Here is a 21,456-nt window from a genome sequence, read left to right as displayed (position 1 = left end):
ATACCCTTTACAACAATGGTTTATTCTTAATCAATAAGCTAAAAAAACGAGCTTAAACGCCACAAATAACAATAAATTGGAATAATATTTGGATGTGATTTATGAGTTATTCGCAATTACAACAAGAGATCGCCTACAGTATCAGCAAAGATAACTTTGACCAGTGGTTGGAATGTATCCCTTCGTTGAATAAACTGATGACCACACCACAAGACTCTACTTATCATGGCGAAGGAAACGTCTGGATTCATACTCAAATGGTATTAAGATCCTTGATAGCTCAAGATCAGTTTGCAAAATCTTCCGATGATCAAAAGTTTGTGCTATTTATGGCCGCCTTATTACATGATATCGCCAAACCAGAAACCACCATTATTGATGAAAACAGTGGTCGAATTTCACAACCAAGACATTCCCTAAAAGGATCGATTAGTAGTCGAATACTATTATGGCGATTGGGCATTGATTTTGAGTTAAGAGAGAAAATTTGTCGGATTATTGGATCACATCAAGTGCCATTTTATGCTTTGAATGATGATAGCAATAACAAATCACCGCAATGGTTAATTCATCGGCTATCATGGGAACTTCCTGTCTGGATGTTATGTATGCATGCAAAGGCTAATATCCAAGGTCGTATTTGTGATGATAAGCGTCGACTACTTGATGAGGTTGAACTTTTCAAGCAATTAGCTTTGGAAGAAGGGTGTTTATATCAAGCGCGGCAATTTATAGATGATTACATCCGAGTACACTATTTTCGAAATAGTAAAATGTTGCCTGATTATGTATTTTATCGCCAATCAGGACCTAAGGTTATTTTAATGTCAGGTTTGCCTGCCTCAGGTAAAAATAGTTGGGTAACTAAATATTATCCGCAATTACCAGTTGCCTCATATGATGATGCAAGGAGTGAACTGAAATTAAAGCATGGTCAAAATGAAGGATTAGTGATCCAATTTGTATTAGCTAAAGTAAAACAATATTTAAGAGACAATCAACCATTTATTTGGAATGCTACTCATTTATCGCGAGATATACGCCAAAAAGCATTGGATTTACTTTATGCATATCATGCCGAAGTTGAAATTGTTTATCTTGAGCAGCCAGAAAAAACATTGTATCAACGTAATTCAAGTCGAGATACTAGCTTGCCAAACAAGAAAATTACTCAAATGCTTTCTAAATGGCAAGTACCGTTACCGACAGAGGCACATAAGGTAACTTATCTAGTCAATTAGCGGTATTTAAATAAATTATGATGGGCCTTTCAGCGCCCATCATGTTTAGTTTTGCAATATTATTTAATGCCATTATCTTTGATGACTTGCTGATACCAATAAAAACTATCTTTTTTAATTCGATTAAGCGTTTTTAAGTCATGATCATCTCGATCGACATAGACAAAGCCATAACGTTTTTTGAAACCTTGATGTGAGCTTAATAAATCAATTACTGACCATGGACAGTATCCGAATAGTTCAACACCATCTTCAATCGCATCATGACAAGCTAAAATATGTGATTTGATATAATCAATGCGATAATCATCATGTACTTTATTGTCAGCGGTTAAGATATCAGGAGTGCCTAAGCCATTTTCAGTAATAATTAACGGTAAACGATATTGGCGATAATATTCATTTAGTACAAGGCGTAATCCCATAGGGTCAATTTGTGCACCATAAGTTGAGGCGACTAAGTTTGGATTTTTTTCGATCTTGAAATAACCATAAAGATCAAAATCGATATCTTTTTCTTTGCTACCAAATGGATGCGCATCGTCTTCAGGTAAATAGCTGGCAACCAAAGTTCGATAATAGTTTACAGCAATAAAATCAGGTTTTGCTTGTTTTAAAATTTGCGCATCTTCTACTTGAGTAATAGGATAGATACCACAACGATTTAAGTAATTTTTATAATACCCTGGATAGTCACCAAAACAGTACATTTCAAGTGCGTAATTGGTTTTGAAATTATCATTCATTTTCGCCGCCCATACATCCATGGGTTTGTTACTTGCAGGGTAGGTCATGGTTGATGATACCGCCGGCCCCACTTTACTACCAGAAATTAGCTCATGACAATCATTGGTTGCCATCGCATGAGCAACAAACATATGATAATCCATTTGGGCGCGAACTTTTTCAATATCCTCAGGCGCAACTTGGTACATATTCATTCTTTCATTGACACGAATCATCAGATTTTGTTCATTATTAATCTGCCAATGTTTTACCCGATCGCCAAATGCTTGATAACAGATTTGCGCATAACGTCTGAATGCATCAACACAGCGACGATCTTGCCAACCATTATATTTATCAACTAAGGCGAATGGTAAGTCAAAATGATAAAGAGTGATAAATGGAATGATATCGTTCTTGATTAATTCATTGATGACTCTATTGTAGAAATCAATGCCAGCTTGATTTATTTCACCATCACCATCGGGAATAATACGAGCCCATGATATAGAAAAGCGATAAGTTTTTAATCCTAACTCTTTAAATAACGCAATATCACTTTCAACATGATGATAAAAATCACTGGCGACTTTACTGTCGGCTTGTATAGCAGAGCGTTGAAATGAATTATAATCGGCAACAGTCATTCCTTTGCCATCTGCATCCCATCCACCTTCAATTTGAAATGCTGAAGATGATGCCCCCCACCAAAAATCCTTAGCAAAAGCTTTCATAACTAACCTCTAAACTTGAATAAATAATAAATCGTCTTTTTCACTAACCTGAGCTTGTTGACAATATTCTATATGTTTATATTGATCGGAATTAACCACAATAATTGAGGTGGTTAAATCAAATTGTTGTTTTATTTTATCAATATCAAATGAAACTAATTTGGTTCCTTTAGTAATATGTTGACCAGCGTGAACATAAGATTGGAAGTATTTACCTTGTAAATTAACTGTATCAATACCGATATGAATTAGTAGTTCAATACCATTATCTAATTTTAGCCCTATTGCATGTAAAGTAGGGTAGAGTGCCGTAACGGTACAATCTTCAGGGGCAACGATTTCACCCACTCTAGGATAAACTGCGATTCCTTTTCCCATTGCACCTGAGGCGAATACTTCATCTTTGACTTGATTTAACGCTATCACCTCGCCAGCAACTGGCGACACAATAGTGGTATCTGAAGTTAATTGTGTACTGGACGTTGTTGGCATTGTTTTTGATGTTTCTTCATTTGGTATATCATTAAACCCAACAATCATCGTCATAATGCATGAACCAAAAAAAGCAAAACCTATGCCTATTAAATAACATAAGAATGCTTTTGTACCTGCTTCGGCGTACACCGGTATTGTTAATACTCCTTGGTTAGCAAATGCGTTACCATAGGAGCCTCCCCAACCCATTAAGCCCCCTGCGATTGCGCCACAAATGACGGCGCAGATCATCGGTCTTTTTAATCTTAAATTGGCACCATAAATTGCTGGCTCAGTAATGCCAAACAGGGCTGTGACCGTTGCCGATGCTGCGACTGTTTTAAGATTTTTATTTTTGGTTTTGAAAAATACGCCAAACGCTGCACCAGCTTGGGCAAAATTAGCCGCACCAGCAAATGCCAAAAGATTTTGTCTGCCTGTTTGCGCTACATCATTGATGCCAATTGGCACAATTGCGCGGTGAGCACCAAATATAACTAAAATACACCATACACCACCAATAAAAGCACCTAATAAGATAGGACTGACCCCCATGATGAAGTAATAGACCCAGTTTATAAATTCGCCGATATAGATACCAATTGGGCCAAAAATAAGTAATGTAGCGGGGATCATGATAAGTAATGAAAAAGTAGGTACCATGATAATTTTTAAGACTTCTGGAATAATATTTTCTAGAAATCTTTGTACATAACTTAAAATAAACACCGCTAATATAATTGGAATAACACTCGAAGTATAACTGGCTTTGGTGAGTTCGATGGCAAACAGTGTGACTGCGGTTTTACTGGCCATTAAGTTGACGATTGATGGATAGCATAATGTTGCACCAATAATCATGGAGATAAATTCATGTGCTTTAAATACTTTAGCAGCGGTATAACCGAGTATTATTGGCATGAAGTAAAAAACTGCATCCGATGCGGCATGTAAAATCGTATAGGTGTTATAGGTTTTGATATCAGTTTGATAGTAATAATTACCTATCATAACGGCTATAGCTAAAATTCCCTTTAACATACCTGAAGCGGCAATAGCCGGGATTATTGGTGTAAAAATAGCGGCGAAGGCATTTAAAATTTTTACCCCTAAAGATACTTTGGGTTCAGATAGTTTGTTTTGCGTTAACTCACCGATTAAAGGCAGTAATTGATCATAAATTTTGGTGACTTTGTTGCCTAATACGACTTGGTATTGCCCACTACTTTCAACGACCGAAATCACGCCTTCTGTCTGTAATAATTTTTCGCGATCAGCCTTTTTACTGTCATTTAATTGAAATCGTAAGCGAGTAAAGCAGTGTGTTAAACTAATAACATTCTTTTTACCGCCGACTAATTCAAGTATTTGCCGTGCAATTTTTTGATAGTCCATTATTTTCTCCATTACTTAAAGAATGGTTTTACATTGATAAAAAAGGCTAAATACACTAACAATTATCATTATAATATTGATCATAACGTTGTGATTAGTATGACTTTAGTGAGATTAATTTTTATCACTTCATTTACCTGTTTCAAGCTAGCATAGTTTAAAAAATTAGACAAGTAAGCTTTAATTATTGCTAAATAATTTATTTAGATATATTTTTAGAAGCAATAATTATACCTATTAAAATTGTGGATAAATGAAATCGGCTAAAAAGAAGTCTTTTTTACTTTTGTGTATAGTGTTTTTTTTCTGGTATGCACAATATATCTATATTCCTTATCAAACCCCGTATCTAGCGGCGATAAATTTATCGACCAATGTAATCGGTATTGTGGTTAGTGCTTATGGTTTGTCACAATTATTTTTAAGATTACCAGTTGGATTATTAGCCAATGTAAAAGAAAAGCATAAAATTTTTATTATGCTAGGAGCCTTTTTTGCTGGAATAGCCTCTGTAATTCGTATTATTGAACCGAACGGCACTGGATTTTTGATTGGTAACATAATTTCTGGTTTCGCAAGTGCAATGTGGATATCTTTTATGGTACTTTTTTTAGGTTTTTATCCTAAATCTAAAAAAGGTTATGCAACCAGTTTAATTATAATGGTAAATAATCTAGGTGTATTTTTAGCTTTTCTAACCAGTACATTATTGTATGATTACATTCACATGGTGGGAATCTGTTTGCTTAGTTGCTTAAGTGGCTTAGTGGCGTTTATTTTAGCAATAAAACTTAAATATCCAGAAAAAATCCATCATGATTTTAATTATCATCTTCTATTTAGCGCTTTATGTAACCGAAAATTATTATTTTTTTCGTTTCTTGCTTTAATTCAGCAAGGCATTCAAATGTCTACCACAATGTCTTTTACCAATCAGATACTGAGTGATTTAGGGGGAAGTGCCTCTTTAATTGGGATCTCCTCAATGGTCTATATGTTATCTTCAGTTTTATTTGCTAAATTGGCAGCGAGCAAATGGATCAATTTATTGAGTATAACAGGTTGGGTAATTTTTTCTTTTTTATTATTAGCACTGTATTGTATTTTGGTACCTCAAGTATCTTATATTTATATCATTTTACTCTTACAAATTATTCCTGGTATAGGGACAGGTATTCTATTTTCATTTTTAAATTTTGAAGCGATGGTAGATGTGCCATCGTATGCGCGTTCAGCAGCAATGGGGTTGTTTCAAGCTATTTATGCATTAGGCATGACACTGTTTCCTATTATTGTTGGTGTGATCAGTTTGCAATGGTCGATGACTATGGCTTATTTTAGCTTAGCCGGCATAGCCATCATTGCTGCAATTTTATCAATAATCTATTGGATAAAATTTAAAAGCGACATTGGCTAAAATATTTATAAAAAATAGGCTAATTAGATAGATAAATTTTTTTAGTATTTGAAGGATAGATATTATTTTGAATAGTTAGCTAGGAACCAAGTAACGGCAATTAGATCCGCTGAACCGCCGGGGCTTAAATTACGTTTTATTAGTTCGTCATCTAATCTTAGCATTTTTTCCCTACCATTTTGTTGCATGATGCCACCTTGATTGATTAAATCCCTAGCCTCTTTATGCACAAAATTTAACCCTTCAAGTCCTCCTCGGGAAACTAAGTTGGTATCTTGATTGTAGGCTAATAAATATAACATCGCTTGTAATAAAGCAGATTCCTCACTGTAACCACTATTTAACATTTTTTGATAAACTGGTAATGATATCTGGTTAACCGTCTTATAACCTGATTCTGCTTCACCTCTTGCTCCAGTAAGATTATGTTGCTTAAAAAGTCGTTCTCCTACTGAATTACGGTGATTATTTTGTGATAATTCATTGTTGACCATACCTTGGCAAATATTGGCGACCTCATTACAGATTATAGGCACAGTCACTGATGATTTAAGTTGTGCTAATTTACCAATGGTACTGAGCAATAGACCAAAAGCAAATATTCCACCTTTATGGGTATTCACTTGGTTAGTTGCAGTAAACATCGCTTTTTCACATTCAAGACCTATTGGTCTGATATTGGTTAAAAAATCAGAAGTAGATATGTTGGCATTGCTTTTACCGTATTGATAAAAATCTTCAAACCAACTTGAAATGGCACTAATACTTTTTATGAATGTTTGAAAATTCATATCTTGATGTGCGCCATTATTATTCATATCAACCAATCCTGGTTTAGGCGATAAACAGATCTCTCGGATCAATGCTTTTAAAGCAAGTATCGGTGGTAAACTTAAAACATGAGGATTAAGTAATTCTGATTCTAAGCGACCAATTTGCGAAGAATAATTACTCATTAACTGGTTTACCTGCAAACTTTAGCCTAATAATCATTAGGTGTTGCTTGCGCAAGTACTTCTCGATTACCATTATGGCTAGGCGCACTTATAATACCCTCTACTTCCATTTGTTCTACAATACGTGCTGCACGATTATAACCAATTCTGAATTTACGTTGGACGCTTGATATCGATGCGCGACGAGTTTCAACCACAAATGCGACTACTTGATCGAAAAGTGGATCAAGATCCTCGTCGGCCATATCAAAGCCGCCACCTTCATTATCATTGCTCGAAACTGTTACATTTTCGATATATTTAGGTTTACCACGTGCTTGCCAATCTTGTACTACCGCATGAACTTCTTCATCTCGGACAAAGGCTCCATGAACGCGAATAGGTATTGAGCTATTTGGTGCCAAATAGAGCATGTCACCCATTCCAAGAAGTGATTCTGCTCCCATTTGATCTAAAATAGTCCGTGAATCAATCTTGCTAGAAACTGTGAACGCAATACGCGTTGGTATGTTGGCTTTAATTAAACCGGTTATAACATCAACAGAAGGTCGTTGGGTAGCCAGAACTAAATGGATCCCTGCCGCTCTTGCTTTCTGCGCCAGTCGTGCGATCAGTTCCTCGACTTTTTTACCGACAGCCATAATCAAATCGGCAAATTCATCGACCATAACTACAATATAAGGTAGTTTTTCTAATGTTGGCATTTCAAGATCCATACTATCAGTTGGTTTCCAAAGTGGATCCGGAATTGGTCTTTGCATTTCTTCGGCAAGTTTGATTTTTTCATTGAAGCCAGCAATGTTACGAACGCCCAAAGCTGACATTAATCGATAGCGGCGCTCCATTTCATTAACACACCAATTAAGCGCATTAGCCGCATCTTTCATATCAGTTACCACTTGGGTTAATAGATGAGGTATTCCTTCATAAATCGACAGTTCTAACATTTTCGGGTCGATCATTATAAATCTAACATCTTCAGGCTGTGATTTATATAAAATGCTTAATATCATGGCATTAACACCAACTGATTTACCTGAACCAGTTGTTCCTGCAACTAATAAATGTGGCATTTTAGCTAAATCGGCAACCACAGATTGCCCCGAGATATCTTTACCAAGAACAACAGTAAGTGGAGATTGTGCATTTTTAAATTGCGGGCTGTCTAGCACCTCTCTAAAATAAACGGTTTGGCGATTTTGATTTGGTAATTCAATACCGACATAAGGTTTACCCGGTATAACTTCGACAACACGTACTGAAGGCATGGATAATGAGCGAGCTAAATCTCGATCAAGTGTTGAAATTCTTGCGGCTTTAATTCCTGGTGCAAGTTCTATTTCAAAACGAGTAATCACTGGCCCCGGTAAATAATCGACCACTCGAGCTTTTACTCGGTAATCAGAAAGGCTTTTTTCGATTAGCTCTGCCATGGCGTTTAATGCCGCATGATCGATTTCAATCCGCGTGGTCGGTGGCGGTGTTAATAAATCCAACGAAGGTAAAGGTGTTGTTGGTTTTGGTAAAGGTTTGTCATTGCGTTTTAATAAAGGATGAATAAGACTTTCTTCCTCGTCTTCTTCATCTTCATCTTGGTTTAAAACTGCTTTTATTTCCGTATTGATAACAGTTGGTTGTTCATTTTGTTTAATATCAACTTGTTTTCGATAAATATCCTCTATTAATGGATTTTCTTCTTTAAGAAGTGCGATATCTACCTCTTCAGGTATCTCGACTTCATTAGAAGTATCATTATTATGATAACTATTATAATTATTATATTCAGGCATCACGCTTGGCGATACTTCATCCTCTAAAGGTTGCATTACAATTGGATTATCCAACTGTTGTGAACTATTTTGATTTGGATTTATTTCTGGTTGAGTGTCATCTAGAGTAAATAATGGTTTACTTGGTGCATCGGCAATGGTGTACTTATCTTCTTCAATAGGTTGGGTAATTTCACGATTGTTAGTTTGCCATTCTGATGTTGATGAACTAATGTCGCTTTTGGCACCCTCATTCATATTTTTTAAATAACTATTATACTCTGGCATCACGCTTGGCGATACTTCATCCTCTAAAGGTTGCATTACAATTGGCGCATCCAACTGTTGTGAACTACTTTGATTTGGATTTATTTCTGGCTGAGCATCATCTAGAGTAAATAATGGTTTACTTGGTGCATCGGCAATGGTGTACTTATCTTCTTCAACAGGTTGGGTAATTTCACGATTGTTAGTTTGCCATTCTGATTTTGATGAACTAATGTCGCTCTTGGCACCCTCATCCATATTTTTTAAATAACTATTATACTCTGGCATATCGCTTGGCGATACTTCATCCTCTAGAGGTTGCATAACAATTGAATTACCTAAGTGTTGTGAAGTATCTTGATTTATTTCTGGCTGAGCATCATCTAGAGTAAATAGTGGTTTACTTGGTGCATCGGCAATGGTGTACTTATCTTCTTCAACAGGTTGGGTAATTTCATGATTGTCAACTTGCCCTTCTGATTTTGTTGAACTAATGCCGCTCTTGGCACCTTCATTCATATTTTTTAAGATAGTTTCCATTCGCGCTAAAATGGCATCAGGATCAATATCTTTTTTAGATATGTTATCTGTTGATTGACTGGCTTGGTTAATTGTTGTATTCGCTTCAATGCTTTGCAATAACTGGGCGGCGGTTTTAATGAATTTCTCATCATCTGTTAATGAAATAGCGCTTGTTTCGGTTGTATCTATATCAGATTCAACCGCAGTTGTTACATGGTTTGCGGTTAAATTTGGCAGATCAATATCTTTATTATTACTGTTATCATCATTATCAGGTAGATGGAACTGTGGCTGTTTTTCAATTGGCGATATATGCTTATCTTGATTCGCATGTTCAGGTTTTGAGGCTTTATCAGACCTAAATAACCATTTTAGTGGTGATAGCATTAACATCACAAATGCACCCGTTTTTTCAAACAGGTAAAGCCAAGAGAAACCAGTCAATAATGTTATACAAGCTAAGGCTATTGCAAGTAAAGATAATGAGGTAACCAAGTTACTCATAATAGGTAGAAGGCTGTTAATAACTATCAAACCAAGATAACCGCCAGCTTGAAATTGTTCTGGATCACGAATATTGAGAGTGAAAAAGCCACAACAGCTAAAAACAAAAGCTAAAATACCGATAATTCTAAATGAAAGACTGAAATAGTTAATAGGATCGTTACTATGGCGGTAAAAATACCTCATTAATTGTAAACAGAAAAGGATAAAAATGACCGGTAGACTATAGGCGATTAAGCCAAAAAATTGCAATAAAATATCAGAAATATATGCGCCAAGATAACCGCCAAAATTACTAATAGGATAGTGCCAAGCAGTACGTGACCAACCGGGATCGGCGGGATTGTAAGTAAACAGTGATAAAAATAAACAAACAGATAATCCTATTAATGATAATAGAATTAATTGCATGACAATCTGTCTTCCGGTTATTTTAAATTTTTTCAAACACGTTCCTAGAAGCTATCTTAATTTAATTTTTGGGTATTTTATCATAATTTGAACCTACTCATAGCGTGAATGGTTGATAAAAATTAATTTATTAGACACTATTAAGTTAATGGAATTAAGGTTTGATTAAATCTTTTAGCATTTGATACATAATGTTGTGCATTTTTAATATTAGCTTGAATTTCTTCATCGGTAAGTTTGCGAATAATTTTAGCTGGTGCGCCCATAATCAAACAACCTTCTTGGTAAGGTAAGCTATGTGTAACTAGTGAATTAGCACCGACTAAACAGTTTTTGCCAATCCTCGCATTATTTAAAATAGTACTGCCCATACCAATTAAGGCATTATCCTCAATAGTACAACTATGTAAAACAACATTATGACCAACTGTGACATTTTCGCCAACAATACATGGAATATCGGTTTCTATATGAATGGTGCTGTTATCTTGTACATTGCTATTTTTACCAATATGAATGGTAGCGATATCACCACGTAAAACCGCATTAAACCAGATGGATACACCTTCTTCTAAAATAACATCACCGATAATCTCGGCTGATTTGGCAATAAAACAAGTAGAATTGATTTGTGGTTTTAAGTCACCTAATTGATAAATCATCATTATTTCCTTTTTATATTTTTGACACTCAAAAATAGTCCAGCAGCAAGAAAGTTGCAAATTATCATTGAACCCACCATTAACCATTCGGTTAAGTTGCTCGTTACTGTTGTTGTGGTATGTGTTGAAACGAGGGCGGAAAGCAATACCCCCATAGCCCCAGCAACAGCAAAGCGTAGAGTGCCAGCAAGTGAAGAGGCGGTACCTGCTATATGCGAATAACAATCGAGAATAACAGCCATACAATTACCGCCTATAGTTGAGATGCATCCGATATAACCGGCAATGCATGCTACTAAAAAAATAAAACCTAAGTCAAATAGACTTACTATTGCCATGCCGATGGCTGTGATGAACTGGAGGAGTATACCTAATTGTATCATTTTAATCGAACCAACTCGTTTCACTATCCGGCTATTAAGCGTGTTCATCGAGACCATAACGATAACATTAATTGCAAAATAATAACCGAAATTAGTTGCGGCTACACCGTGTAAGTTCATATAGACAAATGGTCCTAAACTTAAGAAGGAAAATAAACCAGCGCCAGAAAATGCGCCAATCATCATATAAGTAAATACTTGCCTATGTCTAAACAGTGCGATGAAATTACTCAAAATTCGAGTTAGGCTGAATTTATTTCGTTTGGTTTTAGCTAATGTTTCAGGAATATTGATTATCACCATGGCAAAACAGATGATAGCCATCAAGCAGAGAGCATAGAAGTTAGCTTGCCAGTCGAACCAAAATAGAATAAAACCACCTATAATCGGTGCGAGTAACGGGGCTACATTAGATATCAACATCACAAATGACATCATTTTAGAAAACTCATCACGATCGCGATAGATATCTTTCATTAAAGCATTAATGACAATTGTGGTTGCTGATGCTGCTATTCCATGAAAAAACCGTGCAGTGATTAATTGATTGATACTGGCAGCTAAACCACAACAAAATACGGCGATTATAAAGATAATTAAACCGCTAGTTAGAACTTTTCGTCGTCCATAACTATCAGTCAGTGGGCCAAATAATAATTGGCCTAACGAAAATCCTAATAAATAACAGCTGATTGTCAGTTGTACAGTGGAGTCAGCGACATTAAATTGCTTGGCAATAGTTGGCATGCTTGGTAAATACATATCGATTGATAATGGCATTAACATTGATATGAAACCAAGAATAAAAATCAGTGCTTGTTTAGAAACTTTAATGTTAACTTGTGGCTCTTGTGTTTGCACGTCGTCATTCCTATGGAGCTAAATATTTATTTTGCTAAGTCCATGACTGGAGCACTTATGAACACTTAGCAAAACGAATATTAATTATGGATTTTAATGAAAAATACTATTTAAACGAATTAATCTCATCTTGAGTAAGAGGGCGGTATTCACCTTCCGGTATATCAAGAATAATATTGCCAATCTGGTGGCGATGCAACTGTATAACATGATTATTTACTGCGGCGAACATACGTTTTACTTGATGATATCGCCCTTCACTTATTGTGAGTTCGGCATGATAATCATCAAGGATAACCAATTTAGCGGGTTCAGTCAGGGTCTTTTCACTTTTGAGCTGAATACCTTGTCTAAATATCTCAATAAGATTAGCATTAAGTGGTTGCTCAACCGTCACTTGATAAACTTTTTCACAATGATGTTTAGGGGAGGTGATCCGATGTGACCACTTACCATCATCGGTTAATAAAACTAGCCCGGTAGTATCAAGATCTAATCTACCCGCCGAATGCAGTTTTTCCGGCATAGGCTCATCAATAAAATAGAGGATAGTTGGATGCTCAGGATCATCAGTTGAACAAACATAACCTTGTGGTTTATTGAGCATAAAGTAGCGATTTTTAGTAATAGGGACAATTTCGAAGCCATCATATTCTACAATTTGGTCAGGTGAAATATGATAAGCCCCTGATTTTACAATATCCCCATTAACGGTAACTTTTTGGGCTTTGAGTTCTTTATTAACTATGGTTCGGCTTACACCCAGATGGTGAGCCAGAAATTTATCCAGTCGCATATTTAAATACTATTCCTATAGACAATCTGATGGTGTGTAGATATCAAAACGGTGATTTTTAGTTTTAATCTCAGCCGTTGGTTTTTGATTGGCTAAAAATGGCGCATAATCAGGTCGTTTAACCACAACTCGCTTTTTAGCTAATCGCCTTGCGGGCTCAAGCAACTCTTCAGCATCGAGATCACTACCGACTAATTGTTGAAAAATACGCATCTCTTTTTTGACTAATGCGCTTTTTTGTCGATGCGGAAACATCGGATCAAGATAAACAACGTCAGGTCTTTCCTGATAAGAATTGAGTCCAAGTAAACTTGAATTATAAATCAAATGTAAGTGCTTTTGTAATAATTGGCCAATAGTCGCATCTTGATAAGCACGATGTAGTCCATCGGCTAATAAGGCTGCGACCACCGGATGTCGCTCAAACATAGTAACCTGACAGCCAATCGAAGCTAATACAAATGCATCACGGCCTAATCCAGCGGTGGCATCAACCACTGTTGGTAAGTAATTACCTTTAACTCCAACAGCTTTGGCGATAGCTTCACCGCGACCGCCACCAAATTGACGTCGATGAGCCATGGTACCAGACACAAAATTAACCGCAATTGCACCTAATTTCGGTTCATCTGTTTTTTGTAGCTCAAGTTGATGGTTTCGAATAACGAGAGTAAATGGTTGTTCAGCATGATCGGATAACCACTGCTCAGCTAACTCTTTTAGCTGAGCAGTGTTAACATTAATGGATACCATAGTGACGAAGTAATGCCTCAAGTTGTGGTTCACGACCACGGAAATTTTTAAATAATGTCATTGGTTCATCGCTGCCACCTTGAGACAAGATATTATCCAAGAAAGCATTACCAGTATTTTCATTGAAAATACCTTCTTCCTCAAAGCGAGAAAATGCATCAGCAGATAAAACTTCCGCCCACAAATAGCTGTAGTAACCTGCGGCATAACCACCAGCAAAAATATGACTAAATGCATGAGGGAATCGCCCCCAATCAACAGTTGGTACCACTGCAACTTGTTGTCTAACTTGTTTTAAGGTTTCTAAAATATCTGGCGTTTTATCGCTATGTAATTTGAAATCAAATAATCCAAACTCTAGCTGACGCAAAATAAATAAAGCAGCTTGGAAGTTTTTGGCATCAAGCATTTTTTCTAACATTTGTTGTGGTAAAGGTTCACCGGTTTGGTAATGGCCAGAAATAAATTCTAACGCCTCAGGTTGCCAACACCAATTTTCTAAAAATTGACTTGGTAATTCAACTGCATCCCATGGCACGCCATTAATACCAGCCACTGATGATACATCAATTTCAGTTAACATATGATGCAACCCATGACCGAATTCATGGAATAATGTGGTGACTTCATTATGGGTAAATAATGCGGGTTTATCGCCAATTGGACGATTGAAATTACAGGTTAAATAGGCCACAGGTTTTTGGATATGACCGTCAGCAAAACGCATTCGACCAATGCAATCATCCATCCACGCACCACCTCGTTTATGTTCACGAGCATATAGATCAAGATAAAAACTACCTTTTAATTCACCTGTCGCGTCATAAAGATCATAAAATTTGACTTCTGGCGCCCAAACTTCAACATCATGACGCTGTTTGGCAGTAATACCAAAAATACGCTGAACCACTGCAAATAATCCGTTAACCACGCGTTGTTCTGGAAAGTAAGGACGAAGCTCTTCATCATTAATGGTGTAAAGATGTTGCTTTTGCTTTTCACTGTAATAAGCGATATCCCATGGTTTAATATCACTTGCACCAAAGTATTCATAAGCATATCTTTTGAGATCAGCTAGCTCTTTTTCGCCTTGTGGTTTAGCTTTGCTGGCTAAATCGGTGAGAAATTCAGTAACTTGAGTCGTTGTTTCCGCCATTTTGGTTGCTAATGACTTGTCAGCATAAGTGGTAAAACCAAGTAATTGTGCAAGTTCAGCACGCAGCGATAATATTTGCTTGATGATTTCTGTGTTATCCCATTTACCGGCATTAGGACCCTGATCTGATGCACGGGTATTATATGCTTGATAAAGTTCAAAGCGTAAATCTCGATTATCACAGTAGGTCATGATCGGTAAATAACTCGGAATATCAAGTGTTAATAACCAACCTTCTTGATCTTTTGCTTTCGCCTGTTCTTTAGCGGCAGCTAATGCACTTTCTGGCATTCCGGCTAAATCTTCAACATTAGTGATAAGTTTTGACCAACCCATAGTGGCATCCAACACATTATTACTATATTGCGAAGATAACTCTGAAAGTTTGGCAACGATTTCCCCATAACGTTTTTGCTTTTCTTCCGATAATCCAATACCCGATAATTCAAAATCACGCAAAGCGTTGTCGATCACTTTTTTTTGCGCTTTGCTTAAATTTTCGTAGTGTTTGCTATCTTTAAGTTGTTTATAGGCTTGGTATAAAGGTTTATGTTGTCCTACCCAAGTGCTATATTCAGAAAGTAACGGTAAACAAGCTTCATAGGCTTCACGTAATTCAGGGCTATTTTTTACTGAATTAAGATGACTAACCGGTGACCAAGCTCGGCTAAATTTTTCATCCATCTCATCAATGGGTTGAATTAAGTTATCCCAAGTGAATTCACTATGTTGTTCAAGCACTGTTTCAATTGTTTTGCGGCAGTTGTTTAACGTCTCTTTGATAGCGGGTAAAACATGTTCAGGTTTGATTTGTGAAAATCGGGGTAATGGTGAATTGCTTAATAGTGGGTTAGTCATGCTGCGATACCTTATGCAATGATTATGTTTTTAATAAAACAATATGTTGTGGCTTAAAAACTCAATTCAAGCCTCTAGGTTCATTGGGTTTAATTATAAACCCATTAATTTGCGTTCACGTTGCCATTCAGTTGGTGTGTAAGTTTTGATTGATAATGCATGTATTCGATTATCATTAATAAATTCGGCTAAAGGCGCATAAATAGCTTGTTGTTTTTTTACTCGACTTAATTCAGCAAACATTTCGCCAACAGCAATAACTTGAAAATGGCTGCCATCATCGGTCATAACATGAACATCGTCAAGGTTTAGTGAATTTTTTAATTTAGCTATAATTTCTTGCTTATCCATTATTAAACTCAGTATTTATTTACTATTTATAAAAAGTTACGGAACGGGGTTTTTGAACTAGTTAATTGCATAAATGGTTACTGATTGATAACGGTTTGCAAATCATAAAGTTCAATTAGTGTTTGTAATTGGGGGCTAATCCCTGTCAATTTTAGATCATATTGATTACAAAAATAGACAAGTGTCGCGAGTCCAGATGAGTCAACCCGAGTTACGTTAGCCACATCAATATGGGTTACATTACTTAATAGCGTATTTTGGGCCTTCCATAAATCATTTAATGAGTGAACATCAAGCTCACCCATTAAATTAAGTGAATTTTGTTGTTTTTCAGTTTGGATTCGCGACATAATGAACTAACCTTTTTGTTTTTCGTTTGGATCAATTTTGCGGTTGGATAGATCATTTAGTTGTTTGGTTAAGGCATCAATACCACTTTGGCGTAAAATAGTTGCCCATTCGTTTTGTTTAGTGGTAACCATGCTTACCCCTTCAGCTGTTAGATCATAAGCTTTCCATTCACCGGTTACTGTATTTTTACGCCATTGAAAATCGATACGTATAGGTTGTTGATTTTTATCTGGTTGATTTAAAAGAACGCGAATTGAAACAAGTGATTTATTGGTTAAATCTTTTGATTTTTCAACTTGGTAAGTTTGACCGTTGTACATTGAAAGCGCTTGAGCAAAAGCTTGAACTAAATAGTTTTCAAAAGCGGTGAAATAAGCTGCTTGTTGCTCTTTGGTTGCTGATTTATAGGCGTCACCTAAGATTAAGGCGCCAGCATATTTAACTTGTACATAAGGTAATAGATCTGCTCTTACAATATCTTTGAGTTTATTTGGATTTGACTTAATTGATGCAGATTGTTCCTTCATGGTGTTAAAAATTTTGTCGGCAGCAACTTGCATATCATTATATGGATCGTTAGCGAATGCCGACGTACTAATCACTAATGCGAGTACTAAAAAAAGGGTTTGTTTAAATTTGGTTAACATAGTTACTCCTTACTTTCATTGGTATCTTGTTTGTTATCTTTAGCTGACGAGCCACCAGCGCTATATAAAAACTGCCCAATTAAATCTTCAATCACCATGGCAGGTTTTGTATTGTTAATGACATAACCGTCTTCAAGATAAGCCGGTTTGTTATTACTATTATTAGTAGTTGTTGTGGTGTCGGAATCTAAAGAGTCAAGTTCATGTTCTATGCTTTGATCTAACCCAAAGTTGATATCGATAAATTGTTCACCTAATAGGCCAGAGGTTTTGATTGAAAGCGAACTGGAACTCGGAATTCTATCGTATTGCGCATCTAAATCCATCGTGACATAGGGTTTATAAGTATCACCATTTTCTGATTTAAGGCTAATATTGCTAACCCGTCCAATCACAACGCCGCCGATTTTAATCGGTGATCTTACTTTTAATCCACCAATATTATCAAATACCGCATAAACACGGTAGGAATTATGACTAGCGAAGGAAGTTGGATCGGTAACTCGAAAACATAAAAATAGTACTGAGCAGATAACCAGTACCATAAAAAATCCTACTGTAATTTCAACTTGACGACTCATGTTTAATGACCTCAATTACTAAACATTAATGCGGTTAAAATAAAATCTAACCCCAAAATAACTAATGATGAATAGACAACGGTATTCGTTGTTGCCCGACTAATTCCTTCTGATGTTGGCACGCAATCATAACCATTAAATAGTGCAATCCAAGTACTGGCGATAGCAAATGCAAAGCTCTTAATAAAACAGTTACCTAAATCGTGCCACCAATCGACATTGCTTTGAATGGAAGACCAGAAAAATCCAGCATCAATACCTTTCCAATCAACGCCGACCAAGACCCCACCTAAAATGCCAACAGCGACAAAAATCGCCGTCAAAAATGGCATACAAAAAAATCCAGCCCAAAATCTTGGTGCGATAATTCGTCTTAATGGATCGACTGCCATCATTTCCATACTAGATAGTTGCTCGGTAGCCTTCATCAAACCAATTTCAGCCGTTAATGCTGAACCGGCACGACCAGCAAAAAGTAATCCGGCAACAACAGGGCCAAGCTCGCGTAATAACGCAAGTGCAACTAACATACCTAAACTAGCCTCAGCACCAAAGGTGGTTAAAATAAAGTAACCTTGTAGTGCCAGTACCATGCCTATAAAAAGACCCGACACGATGATAATGGATAGTGATTGTACACCGACAAAGTAAAATTGTTTAACAAGTAATGGGAATTGTTTGCTAAATTGAGGCTTACCAATAAGTGCACCAAATAGCATTAGCCCAGAGCGACCTAACATAGCGATGATATTGATGATTGATCGCCCAAGTTTTGCAATTAAGTCTAACATTAGTTTACACCTCTACTTAGGTCTGATTTGTAATCAATTGCCGGATAATGAAATGGTACTGGACCATCGGCTAATCCTTCAAGGAATTGTCTTACACGTAAACCATTATTATTGCGTAATTCTTCAGAGGTGCCACCAGCAATAATATGTTGCTCTGCAACAATATAAGCATAATCGGCGATACTCAATACCTCATTAACATCATGGCTAACAACAATACAGGTTAGTCCAAGTGATTGGTTGATTTCAGATATCAGTTTAACTATTACGCCCATGGATATAGGATCTTGCCCGGCAAAAGGTTCGTCAAACATAATCAAGTCAGGATCAAGAGCTATTGCTCGTGCTAAAGCTGCTCGCCGTGCCATACCGCCAGATAATTCTGAAGGCATCATATTGGCTGCACCGCGAAGTCCTACAGATTGTAATTTCATCAATACTAAATTATGTAAAATTGGTTTCGGTAAATTAAAATGCTCTCGTAATGGGTAAGCAACATTATCAAACACCGATAAGTCAGTGAATAGTGCGCCTGATTGAAATAACATACTCATTCGTTTTCGGACTTCATATAGTCGCGAACGAGTCATGCTAGGTATATCTTCACCATCAAACAGAATTTGGCCAAATTGTGGTTTGAGTTGCCCTCCAATCAACCTTAATAGCGTAGTTTTACCTATCCCTGATGGCCCCATAATTGCGGTAATTTTTCCTTTAGGAACCGTCAAATTCATATTTTTATAAATCGGACGAGTCCCACGATAAAAAGACATATCGTGTATCTCGACTAGATTCTCGGGTATCTCGACCTGGTTATTTTGTAATATGTTGGTCACAATAAGTTCCTACACTACCATTATTAAATGTTGGTTATTTTACTTGATTATTGCAAATATACAAATCCATTAAACAAATTTGCTAATTTAGCGTTGTTAATCATAGAACAGACTAAATCATATTGTTCGTCATTTTATGCTAAAACTTTATTTTAAATTACTATTATTTGATGATAGTTGATTGCTATTTGTTAATTGTGTAATAAATAGTGGCGTATATTAAGTAAACACCACTATAAAAGTACCGCAATATGATTTAAAATTGGCTATTATTCGTGTCTCGCTTTGCGTGCTAAGTAATTTCCTGTACTTTGTACAATTTGAATTGCGATCACTAAAATCACCACACAGATATAGATAACGGTATCATCAAAGCGTTGGTAACCTTGTGAATAGGCAACATCACCAATACCGCCGGCGCCAATAGCTCCAGCCATTGCTGTTGCACCAATCAAACCAATTGTGGCGGTAGTGAAAGTTAAAATCAAAGAGCTAAATGCTTCTGGAAGCATAAAATGCCAAATAATTTGCACTGGGGTGGCACCCATAGATTCAGCGGCTTCAATAATACCACTCTTCACCTCTAATAATGAATTTTCAACTAACCTAGCAATATAGGGAGCAACATAAAACGTTAAAGGCACAATTGCTGCTGTCGTACCGATAGACGTGCGGACTATAAAATAAGTAAATGAATGAAGCGAAAAGAGTAAAATAATAAAAGGTAATGATCGAACAAAATTGATAATTGGATTGATAATCTGATAAACCCGCTTATTCTCAAGTAAACCAGAAGGTCGCGTGGTAACTAAGCAAATTCCTAATGGAATACCGATTAAGGCACCTAATATTAACGAAAAAACAACCATATATAATGTGTCTATCGAAGCTTGTGCATATTGTTCTACTGTTACTCTGCTTAAAAAATTAGCATTCACATAATTGATAAAATCACTTACTACTTCCATTAGTTATTCTCCCAATGTTGGATTTCTGTAACGTTAACCCCATTTTCGCGAAGAAATTGCACCGATTCTTCAATATTACTATCACTTCCTTTTAATTGAACAAACATACTGCCTAGTACGGTTTTTTCGATTTCGGACATATGGGCAAACAAGATATTCACTACCACTTTTTGTTGTATTATCAGGGCATTGATAATCGGCTCTGATGCTGAACGGCCTAAAAATTCGAGCTTGAACAATTTAATATTGTGTTTATCTCCCTCAATCTCTAAAAGATTCTCAACAACACCTTTAGGTATTTGATCATTAATGACTGAACTAACAAATTTTTGGGTCGTTTTATGTTTTGGGTGACCAAAAACATCCACTACATTGCCATGTTCAATTATTTTACCTTTTTCCATCACCGCCACTTTATGGCAGATTTGCTGTATTACATGCATTTCGTGGGTAATTAGGACGACAGTTATTCGATATTTATCATTAATTTTTTTAATCAATTCTAAAATAGATTGCGTGGTTTGCGGATCCAGTGCTGATGTAGCTTCATCACAAAGTAAAATATCGGGATCATTGGCTAAAGCACGGGCAATACCGATACGTTGTTTCTGCCCACCAGACAACTCTTTGGGGTAACTAGAGGCTTTGTCACTTAATCCAACAAATTCAAGCAGTTCAAAAACTTTCTTTTTAATAGCTTGTTTATCTTTTTTGATGAGAACCAAAGGTATCGCTACATTTTCATATACGGTTTTAGACTCTAGTAAATTGAAATGTTGAAATATCATACCGATTTTACGGCGTACTTGGCGTAATTGCGAATTTGATAATTGATTTAATGATTGATTTTGAATAATAACATTACCTTGAGTAGGTTTTTCAAGAAAATTAATTAGACGTACTAGGGTACTTTTTCCTGCACCACTATAACCAATGATGCCGTAAATATCGCCTTTTTGGATAGTTAAATTAATGTCTTGTAATGCTTGGGTGGTAACGCCATTGCGCTCATATTGTTTAGATACATTCTCAAATTTTATCATTAT

18 protein-coding genes and 2 pseudogenes are annotated in these 21,456 nt (G+C 36.3%); 2 read left to right on the top strand and 18 right to left on the bottom strand.

Going from position 1 to position 21,456, the window contains the following annotated elements:
* Nucleotides 1-101 precede the first annotated feature (101 nt).
* Nucleotides 102-1,241 carry an AAA family ATPase gene (locus DKK70_RS12760; protein WP_110434360.1) on the top strand — a complete coding sequence of 380 codons (1,140 nt, stop codon included), beginning with the start codon at nucleotides 102-104 and terminating at the stop codon, nucleotides 1,239-1,241.
* 59 nt (nucleotides 1,242-1,300) lie between these two features.
* Here the strand turns inward: DKK70_RS12760 and DKK70_RS12755 are convergent, their stop codons facing one another.
* Nucleotides 1,301-2,701, bottom strand: coding sequence for a glycoside hydrolase family 1 protein (locus DKK70_RS12755; protein ID WP_110434359.1), 1,401 nt, complete (start codon nucleotides 2,699-2,701; stop codon nucleotides 1,301-1,303).
* Between the two features lie 9 nt (nucleotides 2,702-2,710).
* Nucleotides 2,711-4,570, bottom strand: a complete 1,860-nt coding sequence (locus DKK70_RS12750) for a beta-glucoside-specific PTS transporter subunit IIABC (protein ID WP_110434358.1) — start codon at nucleotides 4,568-4,570, stop codon at nucleotides 2,711-2,713.
* Nucleotides 4,571-4,865: 295 nt separating this feature from the next.
* Here DKK70_RS12750 and DKK70_RS12745 point away from each other — a divergent pair, with 295 nt between their 5' ends.
* Nucleotides 4,866-5,987: an MFS transporter gene (locus DKK70_RS12745; RefSeq protein WP_219999786.1), complete on the top strand. Its 1,122-nt coding sequence runs from the start codon at nucleotides 4,866-4,868 to the stop codon at nucleotides 5,985-5,987.
* A gap of 62 nt (nucleotides 5,988-6,049) precedes the next feature.
* Here the strand turns inward: DKK70_RS12745 and citG are convergent, their stop codons facing one another.
* From citG to DKK70_RS12670, 16 genes and pseudogenes are all read right to left on the bottom strand, one after another.
* Nucleotides 6,050-6,943 (bottom strand): triphosphoribosyl-dephospho-CoA synthase CitG, encoded by an 894-nt coding sequence (citG, locus tag DKK70_RS12740; RefSeq protein WP_110434356.1) that lies wholly within the window; start codon nucleotides 6,941-6,943, stop codon nucleotides 6,050-6,052.
* A 26-nt stretch (nucleotides 6,944-6,969) separates the two neighbouring features.
* Nucleotides 6,970-8,511, bottom strand: a pseudogene (locus DKK70_RS17705) (DNA translocase FtsK); the annotation flags it as partial.
* A gap of 1,404 nt (nucleotides 8,512-9,915) precedes the next feature.
* Nucleotides 9,916-10,416, bottom strand: a pseudogene (locus DKK70_RS17700) (DNA translocase FtsK 4TM domain-containing protein); the annotation flags it as partial.
* A gap of 140 nt (nucleotides 10,417-10,556) precedes the next feature.
* The gene (locus DKK70_RS12730; RefSeq protein WP_110434355.1) at nucleotides 10,557-11,081 is read right to left on the bottom strand and encodes a gamma carbonic anhydrase family protein; all 525 of its coding nucleotides are present in this window, start codon (nucleotides 11,079-11,081) and stop codon (nucleotides 10,557-10,559) included.
* Nucleotides 11,081-12,322: a Bcr/CflA family multidrug efflux MFS transporter gene (locus DKK70_RS12725; RefSeq protein ID WP_219999784.1), complete on the bottom strand. Its 1,242-nt coding sequence runs from the start codon at nucleotides 12,320-12,322 to the stop codon at nucleotides 11,081-11,083. Before DKK70_RS12725 ends, DKK70_RS12730 begins: the two co-directional genes overlap by 1 nt.
* A gap of 106 nt (nucleotides 12,323-12,428) precedes the next feature.
* A complete protein-coding gene (gene rsuA / locus DKK70_RS12720) occupies nucleotides 12,429-13,118 on the bottom strand; it encodes a 16S rRNA pseudouridine(516) synthase RsuA (protein WP_110434354.1) in 690 nt (229 codons plus the stop codon).
* A gap of 15 nt (nucleotides 13,119-13,133) precedes the next feature.
* Nucleotides 13,134-13,871: a class I SAM-dependent methyltransferase gene (locus DKK70_RS12715; RefSeq protein WP_110434353.1), complete on the bottom strand. Its 738-nt coding sequence runs from the start codon at nucleotides 13,869-13,871 to the stop codon at nucleotides 13,134-13,136.
* Complete coding sequence (gene prlC, locus DKK70_RS12710) at nucleotides 13,858-15,885, bottom strand: oligopeptidase A (protein WP_110434352.1); 2,028 nt, start codon at nucleotides 15,883-15,885, stop codon at nucleotides 13,858-13,860. The genes DKK70_RS12715 and prlC overlap by 14 nt, the downstream gene beginning before the upstream one ends.
* A gap of 93 nt (nucleotides 15,886-15,978) precedes the next feature.
* A complete protein-coding gene (locus DKK70_RS12705) occupies nucleotides 15,979-16,236 on the bottom strand; it encodes a BolA family protein (protein ID WP_110434351.1) in 258 nt (85 codons plus the stop codon).
* 77 nt (nucleotides 16,237-16,313) lie between these two features.
* A complete protein-coding gene (locus tag DKK70_RS12700; protein ID WP_110434350.1) occupies nucleotides 16,314-16,586 on the bottom strand; it encodes an STAS domain-containing protein in 273 nt (90 codons plus the stop codon).
* A 6-nt stretch (nucleotides 16,587-16,592) separates the two neighbouring features.
* Nucleotides 16,593-17,234, bottom strand: coding sequence for a phospholipid-binding protein MlaC (gene mlaC / locus DKK70_RS12695; RefSeq protein WP_110434349.1), 642 nt, complete (start codon nucleotides 17,232-17,234; stop codon nucleotides 16,593-16,595).
* Between the two features lie 2 nt (nucleotides 17,235-17,236).
* Entirely contained in the window at nucleotides 17,237-17,815 is a 579-nt protein-coding gene (gene mlaD / locus DKK70_RS12690; RefSeq protein ID WP_110434348.1) for an outer membrane lipid asymmetry maintenance protein MlaD, read from the bottom strand.
* 11 nt (nucleotides 17,816-17,826) lie between these two features.
* Nucleotides 17,827-18,606, bottom strand: a complete 780-nt coding sequence (mlaE, locus tag DKK70_RS12685; RefSeq protein WP_110434347.1) for a lipid asymmetry maintenance ABC transporter permease subunit MlaE — start codon at nucleotides 18,604-18,606, stop codon at nucleotides 17,827-17,829.
* Nucleotides 18,606-19,409 (bottom strand): phospholipid ABC transporter ATP-binding protein MlaF, encoded by an 804-nt coding sequence (mlaF, locus tag DKK70_RS12680; protein ID WP_375334996.1) that lies wholly within the window; start codon nucleotides 19,407-19,409, stop codon nucleotides 18,606-18,608. The genes mlaE and mlaF overlap by 1 nt, the downstream gene beginning before the upstream one ends.
* Nucleotides 19,410-19,711: 302 nt before the next feature.
* Nucleotides 19,712-20,311 (bottom strand): methionine ABC transporter permease, encoded by a 600-nt coding sequence (locus tag DKK70_RS12675; protein WP_375334995.1) that lies wholly within the window; start codon nucleotides 20,309-20,311, stop codon nucleotides 19,712-19,714.
* A gap of 98 nt (nucleotides 20,312-20,409) precedes the next feature.
* Nucleotides 20,410-21,453, bottom strand: coding sequence for a methionine ABC transporter ATP-binding protein (locus DKK70_RS12670; protein ID WP_110434345.1), 1,044 nt, complete (start codon nucleotides 21,451-21,453; stop codon nucleotides 20,410-20,412).
* Between the last annotated feature and the right edge of the window lie 3 nt (nucleotides 21,454-21,456).

It is taken from the genome of Gilliamella apicola, from assembly GCF_003202655.1.
Taxonomy (GTDB): Bacteria; Pseudomonadota; Gammaproteobacteria; order Enterobacterales; family Orbaceae; genus Gilliamella; species Gilliamella apicola_R.
Note: the sequence above shows the minus strand (reverse complement) of the source record. Positions and strands in the feature narration are given on the sequence as shown.